The sequence below is a fragment of the Arthrobacter bambusae genome (assembly GCF_022606295.1).
Lineage (GTDB): Bacteria > Actinomycetota > Actinomycetes > Actinomycetales > Micrococcaceae > Arthrobacter > Arthrobacter bambusae_A.
The window spans coordinates 59,495-80,584 of the sequence record NZ_JAHHZS010000002.1 but is presented as its reverse complement, the minus strand read 5'-3'; the positions used below and the strand labels follow the sequence as shown (position 1 = coordinate 80,584).

The following is a 21,090-nucleotide window of genomic DNA, read 5'->3' as shown; positions in this document are numbered from 1 at the left end:
CCCCATTGATTTGCGCGGAGCTGCGCTAAGGAGTTTGGGTTTGTGGGGTCTTGTTCGCTCGCCTGAAGACGATGAGGGCGAGGGAAGTCATAAGGGCGAGGATCCCGAGAACCGTTCCGCCGAAGATGTCGGCAGTGCCTGGCCCACCGGCGAATGGAAGCTTGACGGACGCCATATCCAGAACGGTGATGGTCTGGTTGTTTGCTGTTACTGACGTTCCTGCGGTGGCCGGGTCCAAGGCGATGCTGCCGTTCGGCGCAATAGTGAACTTCACGGGGGTGGCCAGAAGCGAGTAGCCGTCCGGGGCTTTGGTTTCGAGCAGCCAGTAGGTCCCAGGAAGCAAATTTTTGACCTCGACCAGTCCGGGTGACCCGGATACTGGGCTGTTCACTCCGACGACGGTGGGGCCCATTTGCCCGGCGGCATCGTTGTGGATTTCAAAGGTCGAGCCGGTCAGCGGGACGGTGGAACCCTGGGTTGCCCCGGGTCCTGCCTTTTGCAGGAACAGGTGGCCAGTAGTGGGATTCGTGGTGAAACATGCAGGGTCAAGTGGCGCCGAGCCTCCGGTGACGCATCGTGCCGGAGGGACGATCCCGTTGCCGGTTGCCCCGTTCTTCACGATGACGAGCCATGCATTCGTGCTGACCGTCACCGAGTAGGTCAACACTGCCGTGCCGTTGCCGGGCAGAGTAAATGAAGGAGTCGCCAACGTGCTGCCGGTACCCGGATCCGGGACTGCGAGGGGTGTACTGCCATTGACGGTCAGGTTCGCGGACCCCGCGGTGAACGTGGCGTTGTTCAGTACCTGGCTCAGGTCATCGGTGAGGATGACACCTGTGATGGGGTTGGCGGTGGAGTTGGTGGCCGTCACCGCATACGTGATCACCCTGTTTGCGCTTGGATCGCCCGGGTTGATGGAGGTTCCGGAAGCAGGGGATGCTGTCTTGCCCAGGGTCCACACGCCCACGGGATTGACCGTGCAGGTGGCACTTCCAGCCGGGCAGCTCGTTGGCGGAGTGATGGTGGTTGATGGTGTCAGGTAGTTCTCGAGCGAAGCCTCACCCAGATTGCCGGCGCTATTGACCTTCACCTGATACGTGACGACGCTCTTCGCGCCGGCAGCCACGGTGCCCGTGACGGCCAAGGTTTTCGGCGTTGCGCCCGAGTTGTTCGTGACAAGCAAGGGGGTCCCGCTCGTGGAGGTTGCGGTGATGGAGGTGGCCACGAAGCTCGAGGCGTCCAGAACGTCTCCGAGCCAGTCGGTGAAACTGACAGCGGCCGGGGCAGTACCGGTCGTGTTATCGAAGGTCAGCGAGTAGCTCAGAACCTGCCCGGGCTGGACCATGGTGCCGGCCACGGGGTCCACGCTCTTGGAGGCCACTAAATTGGGGGTGAGGGCGTCGCAGGCGGAGTTGTCCGTCGTCGGACCTTGCTCCTGGCCAGGCGGCAAGGCAACGGAGTTGAACAGACCCGTCCCCGGGCCGGCGCACGCCGGCACTGGTGTGGTGTTCGTGTAGTGGAACGTCACCGCGAGGTTGAAGGTCTGCGTGACCCCTGGACCGATGGCAGAACCCGCCGGAGCCAGGGTGTAAGGGCCGGCGGTCGACGACGATCCACCAGCAGGAGCGCCGGTCCCGGTAGTCGTCCAAGCAGCACTCGTTGCAGCCAGGTTCGGGGCGAACGCCGGAGTGTCGGCCAGGGTGCCGTAGGTCCCGGCCACCGAGCCGGTGTTGGCCACGGTGACGGTGTAGTTGGCGACCAAGTCGCCGTTCGCATCCGGACCGGTGACAGTGCCGGGCTGCTTGGCTACGTTGATGATCGGCTGGGCGGTGTTTGACAAGGTGCAGGTAATGTTCGCCCCGGCCACCGGGGTGATGGCCAGCGAACCGCTGAACGCGGCACCGACGGGCAAACCAGGCTGAAGGCCGAACGAGTCCGTACAGGTAATGGAGCCGGCATAGTTTGCAAGGTTGGCCGTACCGGCGGCCGCTTCGGTCAGGGTATACACAGTTCCAGCCGTGGCCACGTAGGCGCCGGTGGTGCCGGTTCCCGCAGTTACTGACGATCCCGTACCTGTCGTGGTCGAGTTGGTGGGGTTGTTGACTACCGCGCCCGCCGCCCCGCCGGTGCGGATCTGCACGGTGAACTGGTCCGTTGCCGCCTGACGCGGCGCTCCGAGAGCCTTGGTGAGGGCGATCCGCGGAGCTCGGACGGTCAGCGTGGCGTTCGCGGGCGGGTTGAGGTTGGTCACGATGTTCGCGGGACCGTTGACATACGTCCCCTCTCCAGCTGCCGTCACATTGAACGTGATGGTGCAGGATGCCTGCCCTACGGCAAGATCACCGCCCGTGGCCGTGAAGGTGTTCGATCCGGCGACTCCCGTTTTGACGAATGCGGCACCGGCCACCTGGGCACACGTCCCGCCGATCGCGGGGTTAGGGGCGATCACGACGCCGGCGGGCAGCGTATCGGTGATGCTCCAGTCGTTCTTCGCCTTCAGGTCGCTGGTATTGGTCACCGTGAGCGTCACGGTGGAGGCCTGGCCGGGGGCGATGAGCGCCGGACTGAACGACTTGTCCAACTGCGGGGTCACGTCGACGATCTGGGGCAGGTCGAACGCCACGTCGTTACCCGAGCCACTGGTCTGGGCGTTGTACAGAGACAGCCCGAGGTTCGCGGTCGTTCCGTTCGGAACCATGTACGCCGCCGACTGCAATTTGGTCACCTGGGTCGACCAGTCAGTGGAACTGGTGCATGGGTTCAGTCCGGAGCTCAGCACGATCGGAGTGCCGTTCACGAGAAGACTGAATGTCTCCTGCGGTTGACTGGCGCCGCCCTGGGCAGGACAGTTCACAGCCGCGAAATAGGCCGACACAGCGTAGTAGTGCCCGGCGATCGCGGGAATGGTCTTCACTGTGCGGAATTCCGTGCCGGCTGTGATGGAACCGCTCAAGGCATTCGTGTACTCCGTCAGAGCCTGATTCGTTTGTGCTTGCGCCGGGCTCTGCCCCTGCGCCACGCCGAGTGCTTGGGCCATGCTCCGTAGCGAGGGCCACGTGGTGCCGAGGTTGCGCTGGCAACCAGCGTCTGAGGCCGGAGGGTTGGGCGTGGTCCAACTCATGATCCAGCCGTTGCACTGGTTTCCAGCCGGCGTCCATTGCGGGTCCGCCGTGTACGTCGAGAACGCGGCTGCCGCACCGCCGGTGTAGTTCAGGATGTTGATGGCAGCCGCCGAAGCATCCTGATTGCTGAAGTCCTCGGTGTAGACCGGCGTACCAGCCTGTGGCACTCCCGGGGTTCCGGGCGTCGTCGCATATGCGGGTGAAGGCACGGTGCCGCCTAAGCCAAGGCCGACAATCGTTGCGGTGAGGAGAATTGCCAGTAGCTTGGCTGGAAGGGACTGCTTCATAGGCTTTTCTTGCATCACTTTCGGGAGCGGGCACACAGGTGGTCTCTAGCCATCAAGTACGCGCTTCCCGCGATTCGTGTCGCAGAAAACAGATTCAAATTTTTGAATGAAGGAGGGAGAAACGGCCACCCACTGAAACAGTGGGAGCAATTCTCAGATCGTGACGCGGAAACGGGAACAAATTTTCGGAATGTGTCATCGGCGGGTCACGTTCCGGGCGGACCGTCGCCTATTTCGCTTCGGTTGGCCTCCGGCGCCCGGTGGCCATGAACAGGGCTGCGCCAGCCAGCACAAGGATCCCGCCCGCGGTCAGTCCCCAGGTTCCCGTGCCTGTGAGCGGCAGCTGGAATCCGGCATTCTGCTTGACATTGCCGATCGTCACCGTGACAGCGGAGGGGTCGTCGCTGATCACAGCGGTCTCGACCGGCTCGGTGAGCAGCGCGTACCCGGACGGGGCCTTGGTCTCGACCAGCCAGTACGACTGGTAGCCCGGCTGACCTGGGCTGACGGCCTTTCCGTTCGCCCTGTTGGAGTAGCGCAGGCCGGAGATCACCAGGTTCCCTCTGGCATCGGTGGTCCAGGAACTGGCACCTCCGACGCTGATCGCGTTCGTACCCGCCAGGGCATCGGCCCGGCTCGGGTACACCAAGAACACCGCACCGGACAGGGCAGCCGAACTCTGGGAATCCTTCTTGTGCAGGACGATGTCGCCCCACTTCGTCACCGCGACCGGAGGCGTGACCACCGGGCCTCCGGGCTGGCCCGGAGTGATGGTGAAGCTGGCCGCATTGGGATACACGAGGGCGGTGTTCGTGATCTCACCGACCGTGTTCACGGCGGTGTTCACCGTGACCAGGACCTTCGCCGCCGGATTCTCAGCCAGGACCGCCCGGCCACGGGCGGTGAAATCGACCGTGAGGGTGTTCGAGGCCGCATCGAACACGATCCTGTAGTCCGTGTTCAACACCAACGCCGCGCTGTTCGAAAGCGCCACCGTCGAGTTCGTGTAGCTCAACTTCGGATCCAGCTTGTCCACGACCCGGTACCCATCAATCGGGCTGACATTGGGAATATCGGAGGTGATGGTCCACTGCACGTTGTCACCGAGCTTGACCACGGACGCATCGCTCACGGTCTTCGTCGCTGTCGTCACCGCGTTCTTCGGATAGACGTTCACGTCATACAACCAGCCCGTCCCGCCCGCCGGATCCGTCATGGGAAGGGTCACCAGGAACGGCGCCGAAGGAGTGACACCGGCCGGGTAGCCGGTCTCCGTCACCAGATACAAGCCCAAAGGAAGATTCCCCAGAGTCGCGGTTCCCGCGGCGCCGGTCGTGACCGACGAACCGGGCCCAGCCTGCGCCGTGGCCTGGGCCGGCGTCAAGGCAGCCGCGGCAGTCCAGCCCGCGTTGGTCGTCAGGTCAATGTTGTTCACCTTCTGCACTGTGAACGTCACCCCCGCCATCGGGGTCAGTCCCTCCAGCTGGGCGGCGGTCAGTGCCGTTCCGTCATTCGGCAGCTTGCTCGGAGTCGCCGGCTTCTCAAACTTATGGATCGTCAACGAGCCCATCCGCGAAACGGGGTTCGTGATGCCGGTCCCGGAATCAACCACCCTGGCCGTCTCGTGCGGCACGGGAACTGCTTCGGGAGCCATTGGCGCGGGCGCTGCGGGTTGCAGTTCGGCAACGGCCGGCGGGTCCGACGTCGGCACGGGGCTTGGCGGGGGTGCCGTCGGGGCGCGTTCCGGCGCGGACTGCTGGGCTGACGGCGGCGCGATGCTCGGGACTTCGGCTTCAGCGATGGGCGCCGGGCCGGTTTGTCCAAGCCACATGAGGATGCCTGCAATCGCGAGGCCCCCGAGGACCAGCGCGGCGACCGCAATCTTCCAGAATTCCCCCACCGAGCGCAGTCCGGCTGCGGCCGGTTCCGACTGTCCCGGAAGGAACGGCTCGGAAAGAAAAGGCTCCGGAAGAACCCCGCCGGGAAAAAGCGACTCCAGCAGCGCGGTTCCGGGGAGGAATCCGGCAGTCACCGCCGGCGTGAAGACCACTCCGACCACCAAGGGGAAGACAAGAGCCCTCATGCCCGCCTGGACATCGTTGAGTTCGACGAGCACAGCCGTGCACTTCGAACACTCATCCAAATGCGCCTTGACTTTTTCGTACGACGCACGTTTCAGGCCGCCGCGTGCGTACTTTCCGAGCTGGCTCGAAAATTCAACGCATGAGTCGTCGCTGACCACCGTGATGTGGTTTTGCAAGTAGGCCTGCCGGAGCCCTTCACGCGCCCGGATCACGAGCGAGGAGACGCCGTTGGGGCTCAACCCGATGAATGGTGCGGCTGCCGCAGGTTTCAGGCCCTCGATGTCCACATGCCAGAGGACGGCCTGCCAGCGTTCCGGAAGCGATCTGAACGCCTTCGCCATGGTGCTGGACTCGAAGGCGTCCAATACGGTGTCCGCATCGACGGAAACCGTATCCAAGACGTCGACGTCGCCCACGATCTGGGTACGCCTGGCCTTCCGGTTCCGGTCGTAGGCAATTCGCCGGACGGCGGTCAGAAGATAGGAACGGAAAAACTGGTCAGGTCCTTTGCCCTCGATGAGGGCTTGGAAAATCGAAGCGAACGCCTCGGCCACTACGTCGTCGGCGTCACTGACATTGTCCGTCTGGGCGCGGGCAACAAACTGGGCCGCTGCCACATGTCGCCGGAACAGTACATCGAAGGCGGAAGCGTCGCCTTCACGCACCATGGCCATGATTTGAGGGTCGCTGTGCCCGACAGCCAACGACGCGTCCCCGCCATTCGAACCGTCTTCTGAAACTTGCCCCATAGCAATCCAGTGTGACAGCCGAAATTGCATGTGACTTGAATCTTACGAAGGCCCGCCACAAGCAGCGATAGTTCCAGCACTCCGCCCTAGGTAGCTAGGCGGGCCCGCTACTCGTTGTCCGCTTCCCCTACGGGCGGTTCCGGCGGCCAATCGACGTCGAGCTCGTAACCCTCGTGCTTGCGCAGATAGGCGGCAATGAACGGGCAATGCGGGATGATCCGCTTGCCGGAGGCGACGACGTCGTCCAAGGCAAAGTGCGCGAGGACCTTGGCCAACCCGCGGCCTTTGAACTGCGGGCGCGTTTCGGTGTGGAGGAAATCAATGTGGCCGGGTTTGTCCATGAACTGTGAGATCACGGCTACTTCACCGTCAACCAGAAGCTCGTAACGGTGGAATTTGTCATTCCTGACCGTTGTCACGCCCGGGCTGAACGACTCTTCGGTTGAATCCGTGAACTCAGTCATGAGTCGAGATTCGCACGTAAACCGGGCTCTGGCAATGGCACCGCAGGCCCGTCGGGAACCGCCGCAGCAAGGACGCCGGCCGGCACCCGTCCCAGCAACAACACTCCCAGCGCGAAGCACGCCGCTCCCCCGCCGAGGAGGGTCAGCGTGAGTCCGTTGAAGGCGGCGTCCACCACCGGGATGAAGACCACGACGGCGGCAGTCACCACCGCGACGTGCGTCCTGCCGCGCGCGTGGATGGCCGCCGTCGGGCGCTCTTCGAGCCTGCCGCACAGGAGCAGGACCGGAAGCAAAAGCAGGAGGACGCCGAGCAGGACCAGCGGGCGGGCCCACCACCATTCGGCGGTACCGGCCGCCGGCTTGGGGAAGTCCGTGAGGAGAAGCAGCCCGGACATGGCCGCGAGTAGCGGCAAATGCCACAGATAGACCGTCATGGACCGCCGGCCCGCCACCGCCACTACCCATCGGATCCAGCGCACGCCGGCCGCCCAGTCAAGTCCGGGGCGCAGTAATTGCAGGGTTGCTGCCTGGGACAGGCCGAGTAGAAGCATGCAGAAGTTCGGCGGGTTGAGGTCGACGATCATGTTTCCGGAGTAGACCCCGATTCCGGTCACGAGCCCCAGCAGCAGGTTGCTGCCGACGATCAACCCGACGAACCAGCCCCGGCTGCGCCCGGCGAAGATGCCGTCGGCAATGAAGAAACCGAATTGCTGGACCGCGCACCACACAAAGAGCATGTTGACGAAGGCGAGCATCGGAAACGCCCCGCGCAGCGAGTCCAGGGTGATCACGGCCGCCACGAGCCCGCCGAGGGTCAACCACGGGGAATGTCCATGCAGCCGGGCCAGGACCGGAACGCTCAATTGCGTAGCGAGGTACGCGGCCAGGAACCACAAGGGCATGCCCGCGCCGGTCGCGATGAGCTGGACTACCTCCGGGTCGACGCCGAGGAGCCTCGCGGCCCACAGCCCGACGAACATTGAGGCCAGCAGCGCGGTTGCCGGACGGATGAGGCGCAAGAGCCGCAATTGCGCGTAGTCGATGCCGGAGCCGCCGCGCGAGCGTAACCGCCGCCAAGACTCCAGTCCCGTGATGCCGCCGAGGACGAAGAACAGCGGCATCACTTGGAACACCCACAGGACGGGTTCGAACCAGCGCTGTTCCATGAGCGTGTTTTCGGTGGTGACGGTGCCGTCGGGGTGCAGGACCGGGCTGACCATCATGCAGTGCGAGAGCACCACCAGGATGAGGCAGAAGAACCGGGCGAGATCGATCACGGGATCACGTGGGCGGCCAAATGCGGCCATGCCCGCCGACGTCTTTTGTTGCCCCGAGAATCCCATCGCGCTCCCTCGTGAACTGCTGAGATCATTGTCCGCCCGCTCGACGGCGGGAACCAGAGCGTGCGAGGGTGTGAATTCGTGGGTGCGGCCCGGGGGCCTGCGTGCCGGTACGCAGCTGTGGAGCCGCACCCACGATCACGGCGTTTAGCGAAGCAGTCGTCCCCGCTGCCGCGGATCGCCCGCCGCTGCGCAGGCCGCCAGTGCCAGGCCGAAAGCGCCGTCCAGAACCGCACGATCCGCGGAGGCCGATGAGCCGTGGGCAGCAAACTCGGCGGTGTGGTGGGCGGCCCCGTGGACGTCGTAGCCGAGCAGCGGATGGATGCTTGGGACCAGTTGCGAGACGTTGCCCATGTCTGTTGAAGCCACCGGTTCTTCGTTGAACGCAACAGCCCTCCCCCGGGCGGACATCGCTTCCCGGTAGGCCTCGGAAAGGTACCGGTCCTGCCTGAGCTCAGCGTAGGCATTGCCCGTGGGCGTGACCTTGAGTGTGCTCCCGCTGGCAAGGGCGCCCGCTTCCAGACAGCGCCTCACGCGGTCCTCTATGGTTCGCAGGTTCTTGAGGCTCGGCGAGCGCATTTCGACGCTCGCCCGGGCCCGCTCCGGTATGACGTTGACGGCGCTCCCGCCTTCCGTCACTATCAGCGAAACAACCGAGCCGGGCGGAAGCTGTTGCCGCCCCAAGGCAATGGCCGTCTGTGCAATCACGAGTGCATCGAGAGCGTTGACCCCTTCGGACGGGGCGGCCGCGGCGTGGGCCGCGCGGCCTTCATAAAGCACGTCCCACATCCCCATGGCCAACGATGAGCCGCCGATGACGTCCTCGGCGCCGGCATGGGCCATCATCGCCAGGGATACGTCGTCGAAGAAGCCCTCGCCAATGAGATCGACCTTGCCGCCGCTCGTCTCTTCTGCCGGGGTGCCGAGGACCTTGACGGTGATCCCCAGCTCTTCAGCGACGGGAGCGAGCGCGAGTGCAGCGCCCACAGCAGACGCGGCGTTCACGTTGTGTCCGCAGGCGTGCCCGATGGTCGGCAACGCGTCGTACTCAACGCACAACGCGACCACCAGCTCTCCCGTCCCGAACCTCGCACTGAAGGAAGCGGGGAGCATCGGCTGCGGACCGTCAAAGCTGAAGCCCGCGCTCCTGAGCAGCCGGCTAACCCGCTTGGCTGCCCGGAACTCCTGCCCGCTGAGCTCCGGATCAGCGTGGATCGCGTGGCTCAGGCCTAGGATTTCCGATTCCCAGCGCTCAAGCGCGGCAGAGACGGAGCGCCCGACGGCGGTGGAGGAGGAGGCAGTGACGGGGATTGCGGTTTCCAGAGCCACGGCATTCGAGGCGGCGGCTTTCATACGGCGATTCCTGCGGTTGCGTGGCGCTTCGGGTAACGGGCTGCTGACGCAGCCGCGATCAGGGCCGCGATGGCGAGGGCAATCCAGATCGACAGGAGGCCGCCCTCGCTGATGTGGCCGGACTGGACCGAAGACGAGGAAATGAGCTTCACGACGGCGGCGCCCACCGCGATGCCAACGGACAGCGCCAGCTCATTGAGTCCGGCCGCCGTCGAGGTTTCCTCGAGCGGAACGCCCTCAACGGACAGTGCGCGGGTCCCCGCCTGGTACATGCCAAGGCTGAGGTTGAACATGGCGAATCCGGTGCAGTAGCCGGCCAGGGAGCCGTGCGCAGCTGCCATGACCACGAAGCCGCCCGCCAGCAGGACGCCCGCAAATACCAGGGTGGCACGTTCGCCGAACAGTCTGAGGGCCTTTGAGGTCAGAAGCGAGGAGAGCAGCGAGAGCACCGATGCGGCGGCCAGGACGACGGCGATCATGAGAGGGCTCAGCGCGAAGCCGTAGCCGGTCTTGTCCGGGTTTGAATACAGGAAGATCCCATTGGTGCCGAAGTAGCTGATGGAGGCGAAACCGAAGAAGAAGGTGGCCAGCGAGACCGTCCGGATCCGCGGGATGGCAAGCATCCGCAGGTCCATGAAGCGCTTACCGTTCACGTTTCGAGAGTCCAGGACCGCCCAATAGGCCAACAAAGCGAGGCCGAGGATTCCGGAGCCGAGCGTCTTGGCATCCAACCAACCCCAGTCAGGGCCCATCGAAAGTGCCACTACGAAGCCGATCAGTCCGAGGGAACACGCCATGAGCGGCACCAGGGCGAGTCCCTCGCGGGTGGGGGTTCCGGCGTCGGGCAGGACGAAGGAGCAAAGCAGCCCCACGACCGCGAACGGCACCGCTACCCAGAATCCGAGGGTGGGATCGTCGACGCCGATGATCCCGCCGAACAGACCGCCTGCACCAACCATGATCATGAGCATGCCGATCATCACGCTGACTCCAGTGCGCGTCTGCGCCGGGCTGGTCACCCGCAAGATGCCCATCATGAGCGGGATGAAGCCTACAACGCACGTGAGCATAACGACGCCGATCGTCACCGTCCACAGCGACGGCCACAACGCCATCATGAGGACGCCTGCCGCGACGACCGCCGTCGACCAGCGGAGGACGAGCCGGTAGCCGTAGCTGTCGCCGAGCCGCGAAATGATCGGCGTGAGCACGGCAAAGCTCACGTTCGAGATCAGGAAAATACCGTTGATGGTGGGGTCGTCGATCGAAAACGCCGGCCCCAAGGCGGGGAGGATCGGGTTCAGGTAACCCTGGGTGACTCCGCTGAGCGATTCGATCAGGGCCATCGCCACGATCATTCCCGTGATGGTCCGGCGTGCGACTGCCGCCGTTGCTGGAGGTGCTGTCTTGCTTGCCATGTGCTTCCTTGAGTGGTGGGGGCTTTGGATGCGAGTGGGTGATGCGAGTCACAACGTTAGGTCTGCCGTCTACACTGGCTAGGAATTTGTTTGAAATCGTCTGAGAATCGTGAATTTTGAAGGAATCAGCCATGATCTCTGAAACCGATCTTGAAATCGTGAATGCCCTGCAGATCAATCCCCGCGCGGACTGGAGCCGTATCGGGGACGTCCTGGGGTTGTCCGGGCCTACCGTCGCGCGCCGCTGGAACGCCCTTGCTGAGCAGGGACTGGCGTGGATCACCCCGGCCCCGGGTCCGCGCTATCTGAGTGCGGGCTGGTCGGCGTTCATCAGTCTTTCTTCGCTGCCGAGCGAGAACGAAGCCCTCGTCCAGCGACTGTGCGGGGAGCCGGCATTCGGCACCGTGTCGCTGGTGTCCGGCTCGCACGACCTCTTCATCGACTGCTTCGCCTCAAGCCACGAAGAGCTCATGGATATCGTGACCGGCTCCTTCGCGGGCCTCCCCGGAGTGACGCACCGGGAGGTCGTTTTCGTCACCAAGCTGTACCGGCAGGCTTCCGATTGGCGCAGCGGCACCCTCGAACCTGTGCGGGCACGGCTCATGTCTGCAGAACCCCTGCCCGCGCCGGCCGCCTACGCGCCCGATCGGCTCGACGCGTCCCTCCTGGCGGAACTGGCTAAGGACGGACGCGCCAGTTGGGCGGAACTGGGGGCAGCCTGCGGCGTCTCGCCCCAGACGGCACGACGGCGGGTGGAGCGGTTTCTCGCGTCCGGCTACATGACGCTGAGGTGCGATACGTCCGTTTCCGCACAACAAGGATTAAGAGAAGTCAGTCTGATCCTGAACGTGCCCGCCCACCGTGTTGACGCCGTCGGGCGCTATTTCGCGGCCCTGCCGAATTGCAGGCTCAGCGCCCAGGTTCTGGGCGCCCAGAATCTGCTCGTGACACTGTGGGTCCGCGACTATCTGGAGGTCCAGGGACACGAGCGCGAACTGGCGGAGCGCGCGCCGGGAAGCGCCGTGATCTCCCGGCAAGCCGTTGTCCGCAACTACAAACGCCTCGGGCACGTGTTGGACGAGTCCGGACGCAGCCGCAGTGTGGTCCCGTTGCCGCTGTGGCGTGAAGGATAGCTGCCGGCCCCGTTCCCAAACCCTCGCTCACGTATAGCGGGCATTTCCCAAACCCTCGCTCACCAGTGAGGGGAAGTGCCGCTCCCATCTGGACACCCAGACGGCAACCCGGACAATTGCCGTGCGCCGGGACGGCTCGCGGCGTTTAGTAGAGAGTGCTATCAATCCATGACAAAGGAGTCATCGTGGCACGCGCCGATTTCGCGACAGTGCAGTCAGCCCCAATTCCGCCCGCTCCAGCCGCACTCCCCGGCGGCGCCTCGCTTGGCATCGCCTTGGCGGCAAGGCCAAACGCCGACGACGATTCAGGGTCCGGCGGCGAAGTGCCCAGCAGCGCGTGGCGGGTGCGTGCCGACGCCTGGGAATTCCTTGGGTATGCCGTCAAACAGCTGGCCGCCGCCACGTCGCGTTCCGGGGGCGCCGGCCGGACGCGCGAACTGCCGCGGGACGTCCGAAGGTTGTTGCCGCTGCTTGAGTCCCTCGAAATGTATTGGGCATCTCCGGGGCAGCAATATGTCATGGAATTGCGGCGAATCCTGGAGGCTGGAGAATACCTCGAGGCGCTGAACCTCATCGAACCGGTCGCGCGACGCGTCGCCGGCCACAACCACCACGCCCAGGAACCCGCACAGGACCCCGAACGCGAAACGGAACGGGTGGAAGAACCCTCCGAATCGCGCAAGCGGTTCGAGGTCCTCGTAATCGACGACGTCTCAAACGCCGATCGTGAAGCCCTTCAAACGGAACTGCATAGCCAGCGCCGCCCCGCAGACGCCTTCAATTACGAGCTCGCGTTCGTGCCGAGCTTCGAGGACGCCATCGTGGCTATCCTGCTCAACCCCGACATCCAGGCGTGCGTGCTGCGTCCGGGATTCGTCCCCAACAGCAGGCAGCGCTTCAGCCGGGACGTGCGCAGCTTCCTGGACCGGCTCATGGGGAAGTCGCTCCCCCAGCGTCCCTTGGACCGCATCTTGAGCTTGGCGGACAAGTTGGGCCAACTCCGCCCCGAACTTGATCTCTACCTCGTGGCGGGAGTCGGAATCGAAGAACTCGCCGGTTCCTTGACCCGCCAATTCCGTCGGATCTTCCGCCGCCAGGATGGGCTGGAGCTCCACTTGTCCTTGCTCGCCGGCATCGCTGAGCGATATGAGGCGCCGTTCTTCCACGCGGTCCAGCAGTACAGCCGTAAACCCGCGGGCGTTTTCCATGCCCTGCCGGTGTCCAGGGGCGGATCGGTCATCCATTCCAAGTGGATCAACGATCTTGGCGAGTTCTATGGCCTGAACCTGCTTCTCGCCGAAACCTCGACCACGTCCGGCGGGCTCGATTCGTTGTTGGATCCGCATGGTTCCCTCAAGCAGGCCCAGAAGCTGGCGGCCCGGGCATTCGGTGCCCAGAAGTCGCTCTTTGTCACCAACGGAACATCCACTGCCAACAAGATCGTGCACCAATCGATCCTGGCACCCGGCGATGTTGTGCTGGTGGACCGGAACTGCCACAAATCGCACCACTACGCCCTCATGCTGGCCGGCGCCAGGGTCTCCTATTTGGACGCCTACCCCTTGAATGATTTCTCCTTCTATGGCGCGGTTCCCTTGGAAAGCATCAAGCGGATGCTCCTGGATTACCGCCGGGCAGGGCGGCTCCACGAGGTCAAGATGATTGCCCTCACCAACTGCACGTTCGACGGCATTGTGTACGACGTCGAACGGGTGATGGAAGAGTGCCTCGCCATCAAGCCGGACCTGGTGTTCCTGTGGGACGAGGCCTGGTTCGCGTTCGCGGGCTTCCACCACATCTACCGCCGCCGTACGGCCATGGCTTCGGCCCGGGCGCTCGAGGCAAAGTTCGCGGATCCGGCCTACGCCCGGCGCCGCGCCGAGCAGTTGCGCGCGCTTGCGGCGGCGGGCGGGGCGGCCAACTCCGGTTACGACGGCGGCGGCGAGCCCGACGACGGCGGGCCGCGTTCCGGCGTCGGGCCCGTCAACGATGAGCTGCTCCTGGAGACGAGGCTGCTGGCCGATCCGGCAAGGGCCCGTGTGAGGGTCTACTCAACGCAGTCCACCCACAAGACCCTGACCTCGCTCCGGCAGGGATCCATGATCCACATCCATGACCAGGACTTCGGCCAGTTGAACGAGGAGAGCTTCCGGGAGGCGTACATGACGCACACCTCCACTTCGCCCAACTACCAGATCCTGGCTTCCTTGGACATGGGACGGAGGCAGGTCGAGTTCGAAGGCTACGAGCTCGTGCAGCGGCAGGCGGATCTCGCCGTTAGCATCGCCCAGGCCGTGGCGAGGCATCCCTTGCTGAAGAAGCACTTCCGCGTCCTCGGCACCAAGGACCTCATACCGGCGCAGTACCGCGAAACCAACCGGCAAATGCCGCTCCGCGACGGGCTGGCGGCCATGTCCGAAGCTTGGGATCGCGACGAATTCGTTGTTGATCCGAGCCGTTTGACCCTGCACATCGGCCTCACCGGCGTGGACGGCGATACTTTCAAGCATGACTACCTGATGGACAAATATGGGATCCAGGTCAACAAAACCTCAAGGAACAGCGTGCTTTTCATGACCAACATCGGCACCTCGCGGAGTGCCGTTGCTTACCTCGTCGAGGTCCTGGTCAAGCTGGCCGAAACCTTCGAAGACGAGCAATCCGGCCTGAGCGGCTTGGGGCAGCGGGCCCGCCGTGCGCGCGTCGCGGCTCTGACCAGCACGCCGCCGCCCTTGCCGGACTTCAGCCGCTTCGCGGAACGGTTCCGGGTAGATGCGCAGACGCCGGACGGCAACATGCGTGCGGCCTACTTCGAGAGCTACAAGGCCGGATCCTGCGAATACTTCAGCGCGGCCGAACTTGCGCGGAGGGTCGCCGCGGGAGAGGAAATGGTCTCAGCGTCCTTCGTCACTCCCTACCCGCCGGGCTTCCCTGTCTTGGTTCCCGGGCAGGTGATCACGGAGGAGATCCTGGCCTTCATGTCGGCGTTGGACACCCGGGAGATCCATGGATTCAATCCGGAACTTGGCTTCAGGGTGTTGACGGGTGAGCTAGCGTCACGCCAAAAGCCTGCATAAGTGAGCGAGCGACGGGATTGGAAGGCGCATACGTGAGCGAGCGTCCGGGTTCAGCCGAGCGCCACGGCCAGGATGCCGAGCACGACGGCGAGTAGCGGCGTCGTGCCCTGAAGAACCGCGGGGCGGAGATACTTTTTGCCGCTCAAGGCAAGCACGGTTGCCGCCAGCAGCATGGAGCCGCATGACGAGAAGACGAGGGTCCAGCCCACTTGCGGATGACCTAGTGCCACAAAGACGATCCCGGCGAGCGCCCCGACGGCAAGGAAGAGGTTGTAGAAACCCTGGTTGTACGCGAGGGGCTTGGTGGTTTCGGCGTCCGACTGGGAAGCGACGCTGAAGCGCTTCCACGTGGCCGGACGGGTCCACGTGATGGACTCCATGCTGAAGATGTAGACGTGCAACAAGCCGGCAATGAGGGCGAAAATCAGGGAGGCCACGATCATGTGCTGATCGTAGCCTCCCTGCATCGCTTCGAGCTGCCAGCGGGCCTCACTATGCTTGGCGCATGCTTCAAGAGCCTCCCGCCGTCGCGGCATTAAATGTGGACATGCGCCTTCCAGCGGCCGTCGCCAGCATGGATTTTCGGCCCGAGCCTCCCATTCTCTTGCTGCACGGTTGGGCCTCGACATCCGCCTATTGGGAGCCACTCGCCACCGAATTGCTCGACGCCGGGCGGACCGTATGGACCGTCGATTTGCCCGGGTATCACTGCGGGGATGTATTGCCTCAGGGGTTCAAGTGGACCTTGGAATCGGCAGCCGATGCCGTGGCTGCAGTTGCCGCCCGGAACTCATCGCCGGTCCACATTGTTGGCCACTCAATGGGCGGAAGCGTGGCGCTGACACTGGCCGCGCGGCACCCGGGGCTTGTGGCCAGCGTGGCCTTGATCGGCATGGTTCCGGCCCCGCCGAACGAAGGCTTCAAATCGATGCTCGAATCCCAGCTACGGCAAGGTTTCATCGACGACGCGACGCGCATCAAGTGCATGAAGGCCTGGTTTGGCGCGTTGCCCCCGGAGGAGCATCGCTTGCTGAGTCAAGGATTTGAACTGCCTTTCGAAGTCCTTGGCCCGAGCGGCCTAGCGGCGATGGCCGGCGTGGCCGCAGATGTCCCCGCAAAGGTGACTGCGCCGACGCTGGTGATTGCCGGCGTCGGGGACCGCTTGCGTTCGCTGGACCAAGCGGAAGCTTTCGTGGCGGCCAGTCCGCTACGGAGGCTCGTGGCAATCCCCGAGGCCGGACATAGCGTGCATTGGGAGCAACCGCGCGCTTGCGCCCTGGCGCTCCGCGCGTTTTGGAACGAAAGCCGGCAACCGCCAGCGTAAGATGTCGGACATCTAAGAACGGAGCACCATGGCACGCAAGTCGCTGGTCGGCATCGTCGCCGACGAGCTGCTGGACCGCATCGTCGCGGGCGAATTTCCGCCGGGCACGGTGGTTCCCGGCGAACTCGAGCTGAGCGCCAAGCACGAAGTCAGCCGGATGACCGTCCGCGAGGCCATGAAGACCCTCGAGGCCCAGCGAATCCTGAGCGTGGAGCGCGGCCGGGGAACGTTCGTCAACCCGCTCAACCGCTGGGCGTCCCTTGAAGCCGTGCTGCGTGCGGCTTCGGAAGGAAAGAACGACGCCGCAGCGGCCGTCCAGCTGATCGAGCTGCGCCGCATGCTTGAGACCGGCGCCTGCGAACTCGCAGCGTCACGGGTCTCCCCCGAAGAAATCGAGCAGCTGCAGGTTCTCGTGTCCGCGATGCAGGAGGCCCACGATTCCAACGACCTGAGCGCCTTCGTCGAGGCGGATCTCGGGTTCCACGATGCTATCCTTCACGCCTCGGGCAACGTCTTCGTGGCCGTACTCTTCGAACCCCTGCACCGCGTCCTGGAAACCCGGCGCACCCAGACCGCGCAAATCCCCGATATCCAAGGGCGCGCGATCGGACATCACCGGGCCATCCTGAAAGCCCTCGAAGCCGGAGACGCGCCCCGAGCCCGCGAGGCCATGAACGCACACATGCAGCAGACCCTCGACGACCTCAGGACCTACGTCCTGGAGGCTTAGGCCGGCGCTCCCTTCAGACGCCCGCTCACATATACGGGCCATCTCCCGAACGCCCGCTCACATATACGCGAAAACTGCGAGCGGGCATCACTGCAGAGTTCCTCGGTCCCGGTTTTGCGCGGACAGCTCGGCGACGGCGGCAATATCGCGCGGCGTCGTCCTGCAGCACCCGCCAATGAGCCGAGCACCGAGCATTTGCCAGGCGGCGACATTTTCCGCAAGGCTCGAATGCCGCTTGCCGTCCGCGCCGTTCTCAGCCGCACCAGGCGCCCAAGTCTTGGTAACTGCGTCGTAGCTTTCTCCCGAATTCGGATACGCGATCAGCGGGATTGGGGTGACTTTGCTCAAGGCCTCGAGTGATGGGGAGACCAATTCCAACGGCACGCAATTCACCCCGATGGCAACTACGCGCGGCTGCGAGGAACAAAGCGTGGCCACCTCGGACAGTGGCGTGCCGTCGCTTATGTGCTCCCCGTCCCGGAGCGTGAACGAAAACCAGGACTCGACGTCGAATTCTTCCACGAGTGCCAACAGTGCCTCTGCCTCCGCGAAGGAAGGCAACGTCTCAATTGCGAGCAAGGCCGCTCCGGCCTCCACCAGCGCAGCGATCCGAGGCCTGTGAAACTCCATGAACTCGCCCCGGCCGAGGATGTAGTCACCGCGGTATTCCGATCCGTCGGCGAGGTAGGCGCCATAAGGGCCCACGGAGCCGGCAATCAGCAGGGGAACCGCATCCGAGTTTTCGTCCAGGTGCTCACGCCGCGCTTCGTCGGCCAACCGCACGCTCAAGGCCACCAAACCCAAGGCTTCTGCCTCACCAATCCCCCGCTGGACAAATCCTTGGGGCGTGGCCTGATAGCTCGCAGTGATGGCGATCGTGGCCCCCGCGTCGAAGTAGTCGCGGTGAATCTGTTTGATCAAGTGCGGCTCTTCCAGAAGGACTCTTGCCGACCACAGAGGGTCTTGCAAATCGCAGCCGCGCGCCTCAAGTTCAGTGGCGAGTGCACCATCCAGCGTCAGGTGTGAACCGGCGTCGAGCATGCGAGACAGCGTAGTACTAGCGGACATGTTTCAGGTCTCCAAAGCAGTTCGGTCTCACTCTTGCTTGTGAAGAGTGTGTGATCGTAATACGCATTTACTAATGCTTGTAATGATCATCACTCTATGTCACCATGGCAGTCAAGCAATCTGCGAGATCCGCAAGGAAGAGGCATTCCCGTGAACATTGAGATGAAATCAGTACGTAAGTTGCGCGTACATTGGCCCGTTACGTCCGAGACCTTCTCGCGGCTCGCTGCGGGCGAAGCCGAGGCGTTTAGGGATGACCAGGGCATCGCGGCGCTGCTCCGGGCTTTGACCGAATCCGGGGACCTGGGGGACTTCGGGAAGTACCGGCACGTCTTTGAGTCCGGCTTGGGTTTCGAAGGGTTTACCGTGACCGAGCACGCCAATCCCACGCTGGGCAAGGTGGGCCAGCAGACAATTTCGCCGACCTTCGTTTTCACGACGTATTTCGACGCAGCGCTGGACGACGCCGCGGTGGACCGGTTCACCCGTCGCATTATGGAAATCCACCCTTGGGAAGTTCCGGTCATCGAATTGTCCGGGCCCATCAGTGTCTCCAGCACCGCGCTGGCGGCAGCCTTCGGGACCGCGGCCGCGTCATGATCGAATCCACCTCCGCTGGTCTTTGGGACGGCCTGGGGCCCTTGCTTGCCGGACGATCATTTACCGACCTGACGCACGCGTTCCATCCAGGCCAACCGCACTTTCCTGCCTTCCCCGACGAGACACGGGAAGCCTTGTTCGACCTGGAAAAAGGCGACGGTTTCACAGCCCACCGCTACTCGATCGTCGGGCAATGGGGGACGCACGTTGATCCGCCCTCGCACTTCATCCGCGGCGGTCGGACCTTGGACCAAGTTCCCGTAGAGGACATGCTCCTTCCACTGGTCATCCTGGACATCGCCGAACGGGTCAAGGTCAACGCCGATGCCACCCCCACGCTGGAGGACATCCAAGCGTGGGAAAACCGAAACGGCGACATCCCCAAGGGCTGCTTTGTAGCATTGCGGACAGGTTGGAGCCAGCACTGGCCCGACGTGGCGGCCATGACGAACAAAGACAGCGACGGCGTCAGCCACACCCCGGGTTGGTCGCAGGAGGTGCTCACTTTTCTGATTGAACGGCGATCGGTTGCTGCCGTTGGTCACGAACAGACGGATACGGATCCGGGACTAGCTACCTCCCGCCACGATTTCAGCTTGGAGACCTACGTTCTCGCGCAGGACCGGTGGCAGATCGAGCTCCTGGCGAACTTGGACGGACTTCCCGAAAAGGGCGCCGCCCTCATTGCCACCTGGCCGAAACCTCTGGGGGGTAGCGGTTTTCCTGCAAGGGTCTTTGCCATCCATTAAGACGGACGCGCCCGCCGCTAGAATCGGATCCATGTCCAAGACATCCAGCATGGGCCGGGGAATCATGGCCCTCCTTGCAGTCGGCTCCCGCACCAAAGAAGGCCTTCCGGGCGGAACAGTCGCCGACGTGGCAGCCGATCTAGGCAAAGACCGCAGCCAGGTTTCGCGTAGCCTTCGGGGTGCGCAGCAAGAAGGCTTTCTGGAACGCACGGAACAGCGGTCGTACACCCTGGACTGGTCGCTCTTTACCGACGCCCAGCTATTGACCGAACGGCGGCTGCAGACCGACGGCGCCACGGCGCTAGAAGGCCTGGCGGCCGAGACGGACGAAGGCTGCTTCCTTGGAGTGCTCAACGGGGACAGTACGGTCACCGTCGGCGAGCGGGTCCCGGACGGTAGCGATCTGGTGGGTTCGTGGCTGGGCCGGCCGTACCCCGCTTACTGCAGTGATGCTGGCCAGGCACTGCTATGGCAGGCGTCAGATTCCGAGGTTCGGACCATCTTGGCGGATGTGGCATTCGTTGGCCATGGACCCAACACGCCTGTTGACATCGAGGACTTCCTGACCCGCCTGCATGCGGCTAGGCGGCGCGGGTATTCCATCGTTGATGAGGAGGCCGAGCCGGGCTTGTATTCCTTGGCCGTTCCGGTCCGGGACTTCAAAGGCGAAGTGGTTGCCGCGCTGCAGGTCGTGGGTCCCAAGGCACGCTTGGAGCCAAGAAGGGAGGCCAGCGCAGCAGCCCTGGTGTCCTGGGGAAGGTGGCTTGAGTCAGCCCTGGGTCACTCCTCGTCGCAGTAGCAAGGCTGGCTAGGACCGGTCCGCTGAACTGAGGTGACTGGTCCCGAGCCGATTTGCGGCCTCCATCAGAACTTTGGCGATTTTCCCTGCCCTGGGCTCGATCTCTGGCCGGCCGTCCAGGACACTAAGCGACGCGAGTATAGTTCCCTCGGGGTTGCGGACGGGAACGGCCAACTCGTAGACGCCGTGCTCGAACTCTTCCGCCGCCAGAATGAAGCCGCGGGCTCTGTCTCGGTCCATCAATTCGCAAACTTCCCCAGGCGAGTGGGCCGCGCCGGGGCCGCCGACTCCGATGAAGTTCACGTCCTTGAGCAGTTCTTGGAGGGCGGCCTGGTTGTGGTCCCACAAGAGTGCTCGGCCGGATCCGGTGCACCACGTAGGCGTCACCATCCCAGGTTTCACAAAGCTTCCGGGGAGAGCGTCATTGCTGGACGCGCGCAGGAGGGTTACCCGGAAGCCGCTCCGGACAGAAACCCTTGATCGGAGGCCGAACGAGGCGACCAAAGCCTCCAACTCGGTTCTTGATTCGCGAATCCACCCAGTATTGAGCGAAGCCGCGAGGGAGAAGAACCGTTGGCCCGTCCTGAACGGACCCCGTTCGACCCGTTCCAGAAGTCCCAGATCACATAATTCCTGAGTCAGGCGCGATACGCGACTTTGTTCCATGTCCAGCTCGGATGCGAGCTGGGAAACGCCGAGAAGCCGCCTGCCCCACTTCTCCCGATCCGCGACCAGCCGCACAATCCGGAGTCCTTGTGCCATGGACGACGCTTCCGAAGAAGTATCCATTCTC

Annotated in this window: 16 protein-coding genes; 7 read left to right on the top strand and 9 right to left on the bottom strand. The window is 63.9% G+C overall.

Annotated features, from left to right (window positions below; all coding sequences use genetic code 11):
- Nucleotides 1-25: 25 nt before the first annotated feature.
- The 6 genes from KNN17_RS01700 to KNN17_RS01675 form a co-directional block, all read right to left on the bottom strand.
- Complete coding sequence (locus KNN17_RS01700; protein WP_241707210.1) at nt 26-3,409, bottom strand: DUF7927 domain-containing protein; 3,384 nt, start codon at nt 3,407-3,409, stop codon at nt 26-28.
- Nucleotides 3,410-3,638: 229 nt separating this feature from the next.
- A complete protein-coding gene (locus KNN17_RS01695; RefSeq protein WP_241707209.1) occupies nt 3,639-6,242 on the bottom strand; it encodes a SpaH/EbpB family LPXTG-anchored major pilin in 2,604 nt (867 codons plus the stop codon).
- Nucleotides 6,243-6,349: 107 nt separating this feature from the next.
- Nucleotides 6,350-6,706: a GNAT family N-acetyltransferase gene (locus KNN17_RS01690; RefSeq protein ID WP_241707208.1), complete on the bottom strand. Its 357-nt coding sequence runs from the start codon at nt 6,704-6,706 to the stop codon at nt 6,350-6,352.
- Nucleotides 6,703-8,013, bottom strand: a complete 1,311-nt coding sequence (locus tag KNN17_RS01685; RefSeq protein ID WP_241707207.1) for an acyltransferase family protein — start codon at nt 8,011-8,013, stop codon at nt 6,703-6,705. Before KNN17_RS01685 ends, KNN17_RS01690 begins: the two co-directional genes overlap by 4 nt.
- 180 nt (nt 8,014-8,193) lie before the next feature.
- Nucleotides 8,194-9,399: a M20 family metallopeptidase gene (locus KNN17_RS01680; RefSeq protein ID WP_241707206.1), complete on the bottom strand. Its 1,206-nt coding sequence runs from the start codon at nt 9,397-9,399 to the stop codon at nt 8,194-8,196.
- Nucleotides 9,396-10,817: an MFS transporter gene (locus tag KNN17_RS01675; protein WP_241707205.1), complete on the bottom strand. Its 1,422-nt coding sequence runs from the start codon at nt 10,815-10,817 to the stop codon at nt 9,396-9,398. The genes KNN17_RS01680 and KNN17_RS01675 overlap by 4 nt, the downstream gene beginning before the upstream one ends.
- A 131-nt stretch (nt 10,818-10,948) precedes the next feature.
- On the opposite strand from KNN17_RS01675, the gene KNN17_RS01670 reads away from it, so the two are divergent.
- Nucleotides 10,949-11,950: an Lrp/AsnC family transcriptional regulator gene (locus KNN17_RS01670; protein ID WP_241707204.1), complete on the top strand. Its 1,002-nt coding sequence runs from the start codon at nt 10,949-10,951 to the stop codon at nt 11,948-11,950.
- 323 nt (nt 11,951-12,273) lie between these two features.
- The gene (locus tag KNN17_RS01665; RefSeq protein WP_241707364.1) at nt 12,274-15,027 is read left to right on the top strand and encodes an aminotransferase class I/II-fold pyridoxal phosphate-dependent enzyme; all 2,754 of its coding nucleotides are present in this window, start codon (nt 12,274-12,276) and stop codon (nt 15,025-15,027) included.
- Between the two features lie 50 nt (nt 15,028-15,077).
- Here the strand turns inward: KNN17_RS01665 and KNN17_RS01660 are convergent, their stop codons facing one another.
- Nucleotides 15,078-15,470 carry a DUF1304 domain-containing protein gene (locus tag KNN17_RS01660; protein WP_241707203.1) on the bottom strand — a complete coding sequence of 131 codons (393 nt, stop codon included), beginning with the start codon at nt 15,468-15,470 and terminating at the stop codon, nt 15,078-15,080.
- A 62-nt stretch (nt 15,471-15,532) separates the two neighbouring features.
- Between KNN17_RS01660 and KNN17_RS01655 the strand changes: the two genes are divergently transcribed.
- Both KNN17_RS01655 and KNN17_RS01650 read left to right on the top strand, forming a co-directional pair.
- Complete coding sequence (locus tag KNN17_RS01655; RefSeq protein WP_241707202.1) at nt 15,533-16,351, top strand: alpha/beta fold hydrolase; 819 nt, start codon at nt 15,533-15,535, stop codon at nt 16,349-16,351.
- 28 nt (nt 16,352-16,379) lie between these two features.
- Nucleotides 16,380-17,081 (top strand): FadR/GntR family transcriptional regulator, encoded by a 702-nt coding sequence (locus tag KNN17_RS01650; protein ID WP_241707201.1) that lies wholly within the window; start codon nt 16,380-16,382, stop codon nt 17,079-17,081.
- Between the two features lie 87 nt (nt 17,082-17,168).
- Here the strand turns inward: KNN17_RS01650 and mmuM are convergent, their stop codons facing one another.
- The gene (gene mmuM / locus KNN17_RS01645) at nt 17,169-18,149 is read right to left on the bottom strand and encodes a homocysteine S-methyltransferase (protein ID WP_241707200.1); all 981 of its coding nucleotides are present in this window, start codon (nt 18,147-18,149) and stop codon (nt 17,169-17,171) included.
- Between the two features lie 150 nt (nt 18,150-18,299).
- Between mmuM and KNN17_RS01640 the strand changes: the two genes are divergently transcribed.
- From KNN17_RS01640 to KNN17_RS01630, 3 genes are read left to right on the top strand one after another with little or no spacing between them, the layout of a single operon-like run.
- A complete protein-coding gene (locus KNN17_RS01640; protein ID WP_241707199.1) occupies nt 18,300-18,749 on the top strand; it encodes a hypothetical protein in 450 nt (149 codons plus the stop codon).
- On the top strand, nt 18,746-19,498 hold the full coding sequence (locus KNN17_RS01635) for a cyclase family protein (RefSeq protein WP_241707198.1): 753 nt from the start codon (nt 18,746-18,748) through the stop codon (nt 19,496-19,498). Before KNN17_RS01640 ends, KNN17_RS01635 begins: the two co-directional genes overlap by 4 nt.
- 31 nt (nt 19,499-19,529) lie before the next feature.
- Nucleotides 19,530-20,297, top strand: coding sequence for an IclR family transcriptional regulator (locus KNN17_RS01630; protein WP_241707197.1), 768 nt, complete (start codon nt 19,530-19,532; stop codon nt 20,295-20,297).
- Between the two features lie 9 nt (nt 20,298-20,306).
- On the opposite strand, the gene KNN17_RS01625 is transcribed toward KNN17_RS01630, so the two are convergent.
- A complete protein-coding gene (locus KNN17_RS01625; RefSeq protein WP_241707196.1) occupies nt 20,307-21,086 on the bottom strand; it encodes an IclR family transcriptional regulator in 780 nt (259 codons plus the stop codon).
- Between the last annotated feature and the right edge of the window lie 4 nt (nt 21,087-21,090).

Excerpts from the sequence above, each read along its gene's own strand:
- KNN17_RS01700 (WP_241707210.1), bottom strand. The coding sequence starts at position 3,409 with ATGAAGCAGTCCCTTCCAGCCAAGCTACTGGCAATTCTCCTCACCGCA.
- KNN17_RS01690 (WP_241707208.1), bottom strand. The coding sequence starts at position 6,706 with ATGACTGAGTTCACGGATTCAACCGAAGAGTCGTTCAGCCCGGGCGTG.
- KNN17_RS01685 (WP_241707207.1), bottom strand. The coding sequence starts at position 8,013 with ATGGCCGCATTTGGCCGCCCACGTGATCCCGTGATCGATCTCGCCCGG.
- KNN17_RS01650 (WP_241707201.1), top strand. The coding sequence starts at position 16,380 with ATGGCACGCAAGTCGCTGGTCGGCATCGTCGCCGACGAGCTGCTGGAC.
- KNN17_RS01680 (WP_241707206.1), bottom strand. The coding sequence starts at position 9,399 with ATGAAAGCCGCCGCCTCGAATGCCGTGGCTCTGGAAACCGCAATCCCC.
- KNN17_RS01635 (WP_241707198.1), top strand. The coding sequence starts at position 18,746 with ATGATCGAATCCACCTCCGCTGGTCTTTGGGACGGCCTGGGGCCCTTG.
- KNN17_RS01660 (WP_241707203.1), bottom strand. The coding sequence starts at position 15,470 with ATGATCGTGGCCTCCCTGATTTTCGCCCTCATTGCCGGCTTGTTGCAC.
- KNN17_RS01630 (WP_241707197.1), top strand. The coding sequence starts at position 19,530 with ATGTCCAAGACATCCAGCATGGGCCGGGGAATCATGGCCCTCCTTGCA.
- KNN17_RS01695 (WP_241707209.1), bottom strand. The coding sequence starts at position 6,242 with ATGGGGCAAGTTTCAGAAGACGGTTCGAATGGCGGGGACGCGTCGTTG.
- KNN17_RS01625 (WP_241707196.1), bottom strand. The coding sequence starts at position 21,086 with ATGGATACTTCTTCGGAAGCGTCGTCCATGGCACAAGGACTCCGGATT.
- KNN17_RS01670 (WP_241707204.1), top strand. The coding sequence starts at position 10,949 with ATGATCTCTGAAACCGATCTTGAAATCGTGAATGCCCTGCAGATCAAT.
- KNN17_RS01655 (WP_241707202.1), top strand. The coding sequence starts at position 15,533 with ATGCTTCAAGAGCCTCCCGCCGTCGCGGCATTAAATGTGGACATGCGC.
- KNN17_RS01675 (WP_241707205.1), bottom strand. The coding sequence starts at position 10,817 with ATGGCAAGCAAGACAGCACCTCCAGCAACGGCGGCAGTCGCACGCCGG.
- mmuM (WP_241707200.1), bottom strand. The coding sequence starts at position 18,149 with ATGTCCGCTAGTACTACGCTGTCTCGCATGCTCGACGCCGGTTCACAC.